Origin of the sequence: Mucilaginibacter terrae (genome assembly GCF_042679325.1) — a bacterium.
GTDB classification, from domain to species: domain Bacteria; phylum Bacteroidota; class Bacteroidia; order Sphingobacteriales; family Sphingobacteriaceae; genus Mucilaginibacter; species Mucilaginibacter terrae.
In genome coordinates this window covers 147,611-158,996 of record NZ_JBHTMJ010000017.1, presented here as the reverse complement: position 1 = coordinate 158,996, position 11,386 = coordinate 147,611, and the positions used below count along the sequence as shown (strand labels likewise).

The following is an 11,386-nucleotide window of genomic DNA, read 5'->3' as shown; positions in this document are numbered from 1 at the left end:
TCAACCACGTGCAACAAGATATTAGTAATAACCCTACCGAAATTTTTAAGCAGGTGCTGGTTAGCAGCGCCAGGCTTAATACCGAACAATTAAATAGCCTGGAAACATTAATTTTCAGCTATCCGCAATGCGGCTTGCTGCGTGCTTTACATGCCCGTACAGGCGATGCCCGTAAGCTTAATGAAGCCGCCGCCTGGTTTAGTGACAGTATTGTGCTGCAAAAAATAGTGAAAGCACCCGGAAGCTTGCCTGCTTTAGATCCGGCTCATATCATTATCCGAAAAGCGGTTATTAAAGTACAGAACCAAGCAACGCAGGAAGGGAGGGCGGTTTTAGAAGAACCTGAGATAGAAACTTATTACGAGATACTTGATGAGGAAGAAATTACACCAGTTAAAGCCAAACCAACGGTAGCCGATAACCCGGATGAGAAATTTTTTCGCCCATTATTCAGAGAAGAAACATTTGATGAAACACAGCATTTAATTATTGAGAATATAGCCGCTAACGATTATTTTATTTTTGATAAGGCTTTTGCCGATCGTAATCAAGCTGAGCCCGAAGATGCTAAAGCACACGAGCCCGAACCTTACCGTGCCCCGGTAATGGCAAAGCCAACGCCGCCACAAGCAGCTGTTGAGCCCGTGCCCGAAGTAGGTGGCGTAACCCGCTATCATGACGATAAAATGCCATACAGCTTTATGTGGTGGCTGGATAAAACCCGTAATAAGCACAGTCGCGTTTATCAGCCGTTTGCCAAGCCCGTGTCACAACCGGGCAGTAATGTACCACAACCGCCTCCCGAAACACATATTAGCGAGTTAGTTGAAGAGCGTAACACCGAAAAAATAGTGGAACGTTTTATGCAGGACGAGCCGCAGATAAAGCCACAAAGCAGCAGCCAGTTAGATAATGAGAATAAAGGCAAACAAAGTGAGCAGGATCAGGAAGAACTGATAACCGAAACGCTGGCCCGTATTTATGCCGACCAAATGTTATACTCTAAATCTATAGCTGCTTATAAAATTTTAATGTTGAAAAATCCGGAAAAAAGACGTTACTTTGCCAGCCAGATTGAAAATTTACAAAAGAAAATAAATTAATATATAAAAGATGTACTTAGTATTACTAATAATTGCCATACTGGTGTGCTTACTGTTAGGCGTAATTGTGTTGGTGCAAAACCCTAAAGGCGGTGGTTTATCTTCAAATTTTTCCAGTTCCTCGCAATTGCTGGGCGTACAAAAAACAGGCGATATTTTAGAAAAAGGTACCTGGGTACTGGCTATTACCTTAATGGTATTGTCGTTGGCTATTAACGTAGCCATTAAAAGCGGTGGTACCTCTTCAACAGGGGCCGATTATCAGGAGCAAATTCAAAAAGCCTCTAAGCCGAGCGGCCCTGTAGGTAATAGTACTCCGTTAACATTACCAGGAGCAGGCGCTAAACCAACTGATACCACCAAGAAATAGTAATTGCAGAAATTAACATAACAAGGCCTCAAGAAATTGAGGCCTTGTTTGTTTAAGTTTGGTCTGCCATCATGGCATTGTCAATTATAGGTAAGATGACATCACTCGCCAGTTAATTTAACCTCTTATTTTTATTCCTGACATTACATCAGCTATTGTATGTCATTTTTTTAAAATTATGCTATTGGCATAATTCGTGTTCAACAGCAAGCAAACATTCAATTTATATATAATTATTATAAGTATGTCATTAAACATTAAACCTATTGGTGATAGAGTAGTAGTAGAAGCTGCTCCTGCCGAAGAAAAGACTGCATCGGGTATCTTCATTCCAGATACTGCTAAAGAAAAACCTCAACAAGGAACTGTAGTAGCTGTAGGTGATGGTAAAAAAGATGAGCCTATAACTGTTAAAGTAGGTGATACGGTTTTATATAGCAAGTATGGCGGTACCGAAATTACCATCGACGGTAAAGAGTACTTAATGATGCGCGAATCTGACATCTACGGAATTTTATAATCAAGGATTGAAGGACTGAATAGGCGAATGACATTATTATTCACTTATCCAATAATCACTAATTCAAACATTCATTCATTAAAAAGAAAATGGCAAAACAAGTTAAATACAATGTGGAAGCACGCGACGCTTTAAAGCGTGGTGTGGATATTTTAGCTAATGCAGTTAAAGTAACCTTAGGCCCTAAAGGTCGTAACGTAATTATCGATAAAAAATTCGGTTCTCCATCAATCACTAAAGATGGTGTTACAGTAGCTAAAGAAATCGAATTAAAAGATCCTTTGGAAAACATGGGCGCCCAAATGGTGAAGGAAGTAGCGTCAAAAACTGCTGACATTGCCGGTGACGGTACTACTACCGCTACTGTTTTAGCCCAGGCTATTATAACCGCAGGTATAAAGAACGTTGCTGCGGGTGCTAACCCAATGGACCTTAAACGTGGTATTGATAAAGCCGTTGCTGCTGTTGTAGCTAACCTTAAATTGCAATCACAAGCCGTAGGCGACGATAATAATAAGATCAAACAGGTAGCTACTATTTCGGCTAACAATGATGAAGTTATTGGTACCCTGATAGCTAACGCTATGGCTAAAGTTGGTAAAGATGGTGTAATTACTGTGGAAGAAGCAAAAGGTACCGAAACTGAAGTTAAAACAGTAGAAGGTATGCAATTTGACCGTGGTTACCTTTCTCCGTACTTTGTAACCAACGCCGATAAAATGGAAGTTGAACTGGAAAATCCTTACATCCTGATCTATGATAAAAAGATCTCTTCGATGAAAGAATTGCTTCCTATCCTCGAAAAACAAGTACAAACCGGCAAACCTTTGGTAATTATTGCCGAGGATTTAGATGGCGAAGCCTTGGCTACTTTGGTAGTTAACAAAATTCGTGGTTCACTGAAAGTAGCGGCTGTTAAAGCACCTGGTTTTGGCGACCGTCGTAAAGCTATGCTGGAAGATATTGCTGCCTTAACCGGCGGTACTGTAATATCTGAAGAAAGAGGTTACAAATTAGAGAACGCTGACCTTACTTACTTAGGTACTGCAGAGAAGATTGTTATAGACAAAGATAATACGACCATTATTAATGGCTTTGGTGAACCTGATGCTATTAAGGGACGTGTTAATCAGATCAAAGCTCAAATTGAGACTACTACCTCTGATTACGATAAAGAAAAACTGCAAGAGCGTTTAGCTAAATTATCGGGTGGTGTTGCTGTATTATATGTTGGTGCGGCTACCGAAGTTGAAATGAAAGAAAAGAAAGACCGTGTTGACGATGCTTTACATGCAACCCGCGCTGCCGTTGAAGAAGGTATCGTAGCTGGTGGTGGTGTAGCTTTCATTCGCGCGGTTGAAGCCTTTGCTGATATTGTTGCCGAAAACGAAGATGAGAAAACCGGTATCCAGATTGTAAAACGCGCTATTGAAGAGCCTTTACGTCAAATCTGTGAAAACGCAGGTATCGAAGGTTCTATCGTAGTGCAAAAAGTTAAAGAAGGCACTGCCGACTTTGGTTACAATGCACGTACCGATAAATACGAGAACCTGATTGGTGCTGGTGTTATCGACCCTACTAAAGTATCACGCGTAGCTTTAGAAAATGCTGCTTCTATTTCGGCCATGTTGTTAACTACCGAGTGTGTGTTAGCTGATGATCCTGAAGAGTCACAAGGTGGCGGCGGTGCCCCTCCAATGGGTGGCATGGGCGGCATGATGTAATATCATTGCTGTACTAATAATACTATTATTTTTAAACCCTGTCTGCTTTTGCAGACAGGGTTTCTTGTTTTAAATAATTGAAACTTGTTTTAATGACATTAAACGTTATTTAAAGTTAATCAAATGATTAATTTATGACACTTGCTTACGTAAATCAGATTAATTTTGTTGCAAATAATAAATAAGTGCTTTACAGGCATATCGTTTGTTAGGTTAACAGTATTATGAAACACATTACCCAAAAAAAGAGGCAACTGCAAACGAGGATAATTGAGTGGGTGAATTTAAATGCCCCCGAAATTTTTTGTAGTTTAATGTCGTAAACGCAAACTTCCTGAACGTAAATTCAGTCGCTTGCTTGCGTTTTTGTATTCATAATAACAAATTTTCGCCAGATCTTCTTTAATAAATCTTTACAATAAATTAATTTCTTTGGCTTGTCAGCCACGTACCGAAGCTCTTAATAGAAACCTTTATTGTGTTCGTATCAGTAAAAAGCGGCATTCCCTGGGAATGATTTTTGACAAAGGCTTACAGCAAATCAAATCCAATATCTTTTCTAAAATACTTACCATCATAATAAATACGGCTGGCATCCAATGTGGCTTGCTGCAAGGCGGTGAACATGTCATCTTGTAAAGAAGTAATGGCCAATACACGGCCGCCTGTAGTAATCACATTCTCACCCTCCATGCCGGTACCGGCATGAAAAACAATGGAACCGCGTACGTTATCCAAACCGCTAATTACCCTGTCTTTTAGATATTCGCCGGGGTAACCGCCTGCTACACACATGATAGTAGCCGCAATTTTTGGCGATATAACCAACTCCTTTTCGTGCAGGTTATTTTCGGCAACGCCTAACATCAGCTCCACCAGGTCCGATTCTATACGCGGCAGTACGCTTTCCGTTTCCGGGTCGCCCATGCGGCAGTTGTATTCAATGGTGTAAGGCTCCCCTTCACAATTCATCAGCCCTATAAAGATAAAACCTTTGTAAGGAATACCTTCCTGCTTTAAACCCTCAACGGTTGGAATCACAATTTGCTCTTCTACCTTCTGCATAAAGGCGGCATCGGCAAACGGCACGGGCGATACCGATCCCATACCGCCGGTATTTAACCCGGTGTCACCCTCGCCAATACGTTTATAGTCCTTGGCATCGGGCAATATTTTATAGCTGTTGCCATCGGTCAGTACAAATACCGATAGCTCTATCCCTTGTAAAAATTGCTCAATCACTACTTTGGAGCTTGCCTCGCCAAACTTAGCTTCGGTCAGCATTTCTACCAGTTCCTGCTGAGCTTCCTGTAAAGTCGGGCAAATTAATACACCCTTACCTGCAGCAAGTCCGTCGGCCTTTAAAACTATAGGTAAACTTTGTGTGGCTAAATATTCCAACCCACCCTGCAGGGTATTGCGGGTAAACGTGCACGATGCCGCAGTAGGGATGTTATGGCGCTGCATAAACTGCTTGGAAAAATCTTTACTGCCTTCTAATTGAGCGGCTTCACGCTGCGGGCCAACCACCGGAACATGCTTTAATTGCTCATCATCCAAAAAGAAATCGTGAATACCTTTAACCAGCGGCTCTTCGGGACCAACTATAACCAGGTTAATACTATTGCTCAATACAAAGGCTTTAATCCCTTCAAAATCGGTTACTTTGAGGTCTACATTAGTACCATATTGACCAGTGCCGGCATTACCGGGTGCAATAAAAAGCTTTTCGCACTTGGGGCTTTGGGTAAGTTTCCAGGCGAAGGCACTTTCACGCCCGCCCGAGCCAATAAGCAGAATATTCATGGCGGTAAAGATAGAGTTTTGAAGAAAGAAACAAGAGTCAAGAGCCAAGAAACAAGACACATGCTTATAGTAAAAAGATAAAACAAAGCATATATAGTGTCTATTTAGATGTCCACCCATTGATTAACCCTCTTGTTTCTTGGCTCTATCCCTAAAAAAAACCTACCTTTACCTGTCATAATGGCGCTCACTATCTGTTGGCGCAATTATTGGTTTAAAAGGACTATATTTTATTGAACATGTTAGGATTTATCAGTAAGCTTTTTGGAAGCAAATCAGAAAGGGATGTGAAAAGCATTTTGCCCCTGGTTGAAAAAATAAAAGGCGAATTTGCAAAGCTCGAAAATATCAGCAATGATGAATTGCGGGCTAAAACCATAGATTTTAAGGAAAGGATTGCACAAGGCCTGGCCAGTATAGATGAGGAGATAGCCGCTATAAAAAGTGATATTGAGAACAACCTGGATATGGAGGTAAACGCTAAAGTAGACCTATATACCCGTGTAGATAAACTGGAAAAAGACCGCAATAAAGAACTGGAAGTAATTCTGTTAAATATATTACCCGAGGCTTTTGCCGTGGTTAAAGAAACAGCTAAACGTTTTGCCAACGGCCCCGGTATAGAGGTTACGGCTAACGATTTTGACCGCCAGCTCGCTGCCCGTAAAGCCAACGTGGTTATTAAAGGCGATAAGGCAACCCACAGCAGCACCTGGAAAGCTGCCGGCAACGATGTTACCTGGAACATGGTACATTATGATGTGCAGCTGATTGGTGGTACGGTATTACACAATGGTAAAATTGCCGAGATGGCTACCGGTGAGGGTAAAACCTTAGTAGCAACATTGCCTGCCTACCTTAATGCGCTGGCTGGCGAAGGCGTTCACATTGTAACCGTGAATGATTACCTGGCCCGTCGTGACTCGGAATGGATGGGGCCATTGTATGAGTTTCACGGCTTATCGGTTGATTGTATTGACAAGCATGAACCAAACTCTGAAGAGCGCCGTACTGCGTACCTGGCCGATATTACTTTTGGTACCAACAACGAATTTGGTTTTGATTACCTGCGCGATAATATGACGCGTACTCCCGAAGAACTGGTACAACGTAAACTGCACTACGCCATGGTAGATGAGGTTGACTCCGTTTTGGTGGATGATGCCCGTACCCCTTTAATTATTTCAGGCCCTATCCCTCGCGGCGATGAGCACGAGTTCCACATGCTTAAACCTCGAATAGAGCGTTTGGTAAATGCCCAGAAAGGTTACATCAATACCGCTTTAAACGAGGCTAAAAAACAAATAAACGAAGGTAAAACCGGTGCCGATGAGGGCGGTTTAGCCTTGTTACGTGCGCACCGCGGCTTACCTAAAAGCAAGGCTTTAATTAAGTTTTTGAGCGAGGGTGGTAACCGTACCGTACTGCAAAAAACAGAGAACTATTACATGCAGGACCAGGGTAAGGAAATGCCTAAGGTTGATACCGAACTGTTCTTTGTTATAGATGAAAAAAACAATTCGGTTGAACTCACCGAAAAAGGTATTGAACTGATCACCACATCAGGCGAAGATCCAAAATTCTTTGTAATGCCTGATGTAGGTACCGAGATTGCCAAAATAGAAAAATCGAATTTAAGCGCTGAAGAAAAAGTAGCCCACAAAGATGAGCTGATGCGCGATTTTTCTATCAAATCGGAACGTATTCACTCAATTAACCAGCTATTGAAAGCTTACACCCTGTTTGAAAAAGATACCGAATACATCCTGGACGAAGGCAAAGTAAAGATTGTGGATGAGCAAACCGGTCGTGTATTGGATGGCCGCCGTTATTCTGATGGCTTACACCAGGCTATTGAAGCTAAAGAGAACGTTAAGGTTGAGGATGCTACCCAAACCTTCGCTACCGTTACGCTGCAAAACTATTTCCGTATGTACCACAAGCTTTGCGGTATGACGGGTACTGCCGTAACCGAAGCTGGTGAGTTATGGGAAATTTACAAACTGGATGTGGTAGAGATACCAACCAATGTAAACGCCCAGCGCGATGACCGTCAGGATTATGTTTACCGTACCGTTCGCGAAAAATATAATGCTGTAGCCGACGAGATTGTTAAACTAACGCAAGCTGGTCGCCCGGTACTGGTAGGTACTACTTCGGTAGAAATTTCGGAATTATTAAGTCGCATGCTAAAACTGCGCGGAATTAAACATAATGTACTGAACGCCAAAATGCACCAGAAAGAGGCGGATATTGTGGCCGAAGCTGGCCAGGCAAGTACAGTGACCATAGCCACCAATATGGCCGGCCGTGGTACGGATATAAAGTTAGGCAAGGGTGTTAAAGAAGCCGGTGGTTTAGCCATTGTGGGTACCGAACGTCATGAGTCGCGCCGTGTGGATCGCCAGTTGCGCGGTCGTGCCGGTCGTCAGGGCGATCCGGGTTCTTCACAGTTCTTCGTATCGTTAGAAGATAACCTGATGCGTTTATTCGGGTCGGAGCGTATTTCGGGCCTGATGGTTCGTATGGGTATTGAAGAGGGTGAGGTTATACAGCACTCTATGATCACCAAATCTATTGAGCGTGCGCAAAAGAAAGTAGAAGAGAACAACTTTGGTATCCGTAAGCGTTTGTTAGAATACGATGATGTGATGAACTCGCAACGTACTGTAGTTTACGCTAAACGTAAAAATGCCCTGTTTGGTGAGCGTTTGGATGTAGATATCAGCAATACTATTTATGATGTGGTTGAGGACGTAGTTGCCGAATATAAAGAATCGAACAATTACGAAGGTTTTCAACTGGAAATGATCCGCTTGTTTTCGGTAGACCCCGAAATTACGCCGGAAGAGTTTGCAGCCGCCAACGTTAACAGTTTGGTATCGGGCACGTTCGACGTGGTAACAGATTTCTATCAACGTAAAACCCATGGTATTGCCGAGCAGGCTTACCCGGTATTGAAAGATGTATATGATACCCGCGGCGAATATGTAGAGAATATTGTAGTACCATTTACGGATGGTGTACATGGCATACAAGTAGCGGTTCCATTGAAGAAAGCTATTGATAATCATGGTTTAGAAGTATTCAAATCGTTTGAAAAGAACGTAACCCTGTACCTGATAGATGATGCCTGGAAAGAGCATTTACGCGAAATGGATGAGTTAAAGCAATCGGTACAAAATGCTGTTTACGAGCAAAAAGATCCTTTATTGGTTTACAAGTTCGAAGCTTTTGAATTGTTCCGACAAATGCTGGCTAATGTAAATAAAGAGTTGGTGAGCTTCCTGTTCAGAGGTGGAATACCGGTTCAGCAGGCACCCGAAGAAATTCGCGAAGCCAAACCCGAGCCTAAAACCGATATGCGGCAAATGCGTATGAGCAAGCCCGAACTGGCAGCCGATGGCAGCATTGTACAAGTAGAAGATTTTCAGGAGCCGCAAAAACAAGTACCGGTTAAAGCTGAGCAACGCATTGGCCGCAACGATCCATGTCCTTGCGGAAGCGGTAAAAAATTTAAGAACTGCCACGGCGCATAGAGAGTTACCGTATATTAGATTAAACGTCATTGCGAGGTACGAAGCAATCTCTGCGTATGTATAACAGCCATACATAGCCCAGAGACCGCTTTATATCTCGCAATGCTGTTATAAGTAAAAATGAAAGCTGGAATAAATAGAACAAGCATAAAAGCATGCAGGATTATAAAGGCCCTGTTTGCATGCCTGTTACTGTGTGTATTAAGTAAAGTATCGCAAGCGCAAACGCGCGGTAAACTGGAGATTATTAAAGATCCACGTATAGATTCGCTGATTGCACACCGTACAACTGCGGGCAAACTAAACGTTGGAGGAGGCAGCGGTAATGCTGGCGGTGCCATATCGGCCTATGGTTACCGGGTGCAGTTTTACAGTGGCTCTAACCGTAAAGATGCCTTCAATGCCCAAAACCGATTTCAGCAAATGCATCCAGATATGCGGACTTACATCAGCTACAAAGAACCTAACTTTAAGGTAAAAGGTGGCGATTTCCGCAGCCGCCTGGAGGCAACTAAACTTATACAGGAACTAAAAGGTATATTTAGCCCGCTGTTCGTTATATCCGAAAAGATCAATTTACCCAAACTGGAGCTTAACACCAACCCGCAATGATCAAAGAACAAATACAAGAGTTATCCCAAAAAATATTTAATGAGGTGGTTGCTAATCGCCGCCACCTGCATATCCATCCCGAATTGTCATTTAATGAGGTGGCAACCTCGGCTTATGTGTCAGCAAAATTGGATGAACTGAACATTCCTTACGTGCGCATGGCCGATAATGGCTTGGTTGGCTTGTTAAAGGGTTCAAAACCGTCGGACCAGGTGGTTGCTCTCCGTGCCGATATGGACGCGCTGCCTATTACCGAGGCTAACGATGTACCTTATAAATCACAAAACGTAGGCGTAATGCATGCTTGCGGGCATGATGTGCATACCTCATCTTTGTTGGGAACTGCTACCATATTAAGTGAATTAAAAGATCAGTTTGGCGGTACTATCAAATTTATCTTTCAACCCGCCGAAGAAAAATTACCCGGTGGCGCTAACCTGATGATTCAGCAAGGGGTGTTGGAAAACCCTAAGCCGCAAGCCGTATTAGGGCAGCATGTAATGCCTTTAATTGATGCCGGTAAGGTTGGTTTCAGAGCCGGTAAATACATGGCATCAACCGATGAAATTTATGTAACGGTTAAAGGTAAAGGTGGTCACGGCGCACAGCCACAGCAAAATATAGATCCGGTAATTATAACGGCGCACATGCTTACCGCATTGCAACAAGTAGTCAGCCGTTTTGCCGATCCTAAAAGCCCGTCGGTATTATCATTTGGTAAAGTTATTGCCAACGGTGCTACCAATATCATTCCTAATGAGGTTTACCTGGAAGGCACTTTCCGTACCATGGACGAAAAGTGGCGTGGCGAAGCACATATCCGCATGAAAAAAATGGCCGAAGGCATTGCAGAAAGTATGGGTGGCAGCTGTGAGTTTAACATCGTGAGGGGGTATCCTTTCCTGATCAATGAAGAAAAGCTAACGGCATCGGCACGTGCCAATGCCGAAGATTATTTAGGAAAAGAGAATGTGCTTGACCTGGACATCTGGATGGCAGCCGAAGACTTCGCCTACTTTTCGCAAGTTGCAGATAGTTGCTTTTACCGCTTAGGTACCCGTAACGAAAGCCGAGGCATCACCTCTGCCGTACATACCCCAACATTTGATGTGGAAGAAAGCGCATTAAGCGTAAGCACCGGGCTAATGGCTTACATGGCGTTAAAGCAGTTGGGAAATTAGGGTGATTGATAATTGAGTAAGTAGTATACTTTATAATTATATTTACATATGGAACTGCTATTAAAAAACGTTCAACAAGAGCACCTGGCACTTATAGCCGAGTTAGCAAAAACGCTTAATATAGAAATTCAAAAAAAATCTGACAGTGACAAATACGACCCAAAGTTTGTAACCAAAATTTTAAAAGGGGACGAAGATAGAAAAGCAGGTAGAGGCACAAAAGTTGATGTTGATACTTTATGGAAGTAGTTCTGCTTCCTGATGCATTAGATGATTTAAAATCGTGGCAAAAATCAGGAAATAAAGCTATTCAAAAAAAGATCGTTGAATTAATAAAATCGATACAAGATTCTCCTTTTGATGGAATAGGTAAACCTGAGGCTCTTAAGCATTCTTTAACTGGCAAATGGTCGAGGCGCATTAACTCAGAACATAGAATAGTATATTTGGTGGAAGAAAACACTATTTATATCTATTCGCTTAAAGGACATTATTGATTTATAAAACAAGAAAGCCGCTTAACGCGGCTTT

At 42.5% G+C, this 11,386-nt stretch carries 10 protein-coding genes; 9 read left to right on the top strand and 1 reads right to left on the bottom strand.

From position 1 onward, the window contains the following. The first annotated feature begins 8 nt into the window (after nt 1-8). The 4 genes from ACFQ3S_RS16935 to groL all read left to right on the top strand — a co-directional run bounded on the left by ACFQ3S_RS16935 (nt 9) and on the right by groL (nt 3,717). Nucleotides 9-1,103 carry a hypothetical protein gene (locus tag ACFQ3S_RS16935; protein WP_377166636.1) on the top strand — a complete coding sequence of 365 codons (1,095 nt, stop codon included), beginning with the start codon at nt 9-11 and terminating at the stop codon, nt 1,101-1,103. 10 nt (nt 1,104-1,113) lie between these two features. Then, a complete protein-coding gene (gene secG, locus ACFQ3S_RS16930) occupies nt 1,114-1,473 on the top strand; it encodes a preprotein translocase subunit SecG (RefSeq protein ID WP_377166634.1) in 360 nt (119 codons plus the stop codon). A gap of 244 nt (nt 1,474-1,717) precedes the next feature. Beyond that, entirely contained in the window at nt 1,718-1,993 is a 276-nt protein-coding gene (locus ACFQ3S_RS16925; protein WP_377166632.1) for a co-chaperone GroES, read from the top strand. Between the two features lie 89 nt (nt 1,994-2,082). Beyond that, nucleotides 2,083-3,717: a chaperonin GroEL gene (gene groL / locus ACFQ3S_RS16920; protein ID WP_377166630.1), complete on the top strand. Its 1,635-nt coding sequence runs from the start codon at nt 2,083-2,085 to the stop codon at nt 3,715-3,717. Nucleotides 3,718-4,248: 531 nt separating this feature from the next. Here the strand turns inward: groL and purD are convergent. Further along, on the bottom strand, nt 4,249-5,523 hold the full coding sequence (gene purD, locus ACFQ3S_RS16915; protein ID WP_377166628.1) for a phosphoribosylamine--glycine ligase: 1,275 nt from the start codon (nt 5,521-5,523) through the stop codon (nt 4,249-4,251). A gap of 239 nt (nt 5,524-5,762) precedes the next feature. On the opposite strand from purD, the gene secA reads away from it, so the two are divergent. The 5 genes from secA to ACFQ3S_RS16890 all read left to right on the top strand — a co-directional run bounded on the left by secA (nt 5,763) and on the right by ACFQ3S_RS16890 (nt 11,352). Further along, nucleotides 5,763-9,062: a preprotein translocase subunit SecA gene (gene secA, locus ACFQ3S_RS16910; protein WP_377166626.1), complete on the top strand. Its 3,300-nt coding sequence runs from the start codon at nt 5,763-5,765 to the stop codon at nt 9,060-9,062. A 120-nt stretch (nt 9,063-9,182) separates the two neighbouring features. Further along, complete coding sequence (locus ACFQ3S_RS16905) at nt 9,183-9,674, top strand: SPOR domain-containing protein (protein WP_377166624.1); 492 nt, start codon at nt 9,183-9,185, stop codon at nt 9,672-9,674. Further along, entirely contained in the window at nt 9,671-10,855 is a 1,185-nt protein-coding gene (locus ACFQ3S_RS16900; protein ID WP_377166622.1) for a M20 metallopeptidase family protein, read from the top strand. The genes ACFQ3S_RS16905 and ACFQ3S_RS16900 overlap by 4 nt, the downstream gene beginning before the upstream one ends. Before the next feature lie 48 nt (nt 10,856-10,903). After that, nucleotides 10,904-11,104, top strand: a complete 201-nt coding sequence (locus ACFQ3S_RS16895; RefSeq protein WP_377166620.1) for a DUF2683 family protein — start codon at nt 10,904-10,906, stop codon at nt 11,102-11,104. Then, complete coding sequence (locus ACFQ3S_RS16890) at nt 11,095-11,352, top strand: Txe/YoeB family addiction module toxin (protein ID WP_377166618.1); 258 nt, start codon at nt 11,095-11,097, stop codon at nt 11,350-11,352. The genes ACFQ3S_RS16895 and ACFQ3S_RS16890 overlap by 10 nt, the downstream gene beginning before the upstream one ends. The last annotated feature ends 34 nt before the right edge of the window (nt 11,353-11,386 follow it).

Bases quoted from the DNA above. Each gene is read 5' to 3' on its own strand.
- ACFQ3S_RS16900 (WP_377166622.1), top strand. From the start codon at position 9,671: ATGATCAAAGAACAAATACAAGAGTTATCCCAAAAAATATTTAATGAG.
- groL (WP_377166630.1), top strand. From the start codon at position 2,083: ATGGCAAAACAAGTTAAATACAATGTGGAAGCACGCGACGCTTTAAAG.
- secA (WP_377166626.1), top strand. From the start codon at position 5,763: ATGTTAGGATTTATCAGTAAGCTTTTTGGAAGCAAATCAGAAAGGGAT.
- ACFQ3S_RS16925 (WP_377166632.1), top strand. From the start codon at position 1,718: ATGTCATTAAACATTAAACCTATTGGTGATAGAGTAGTAGTAGAAGCT.
- ACFQ3S_RS16895 (WP_377166620.1), top strand. From the start codon at position 10,904: ATGGAACTGCTATTAAAAAACGTTCAACAAGAGCACCTGGCACTTATA.
- ACFQ3S_RS16890 (WP_377166618.1), top strand. From the start codon at position 11,095: ATGGAAGTAGTTCTGCTTCCTGATGCATTAGATGATTTAAAATCGTGG.
- purD (WP_377166628.1), bottom strand. From the start codon at position 5,523: ATGAATATTCTGCTTATTGGCTCGGGCGGGCGTGAAAGTGCCTTCGCC.
- secG (WP_377166634.1), top strand. From the start codon at position 1,114: ATGTACTTAGTATTACTAATAATTGCCATACTGGTGTGCTTACTGTTA.
- ACFQ3S_RS16905 (WP_377166624.1), top strand. From the start codon at position 9,183: ATGAAAGCTGGAATAAATAGAACAAGCATAAAAGCATGCAGGATTATA.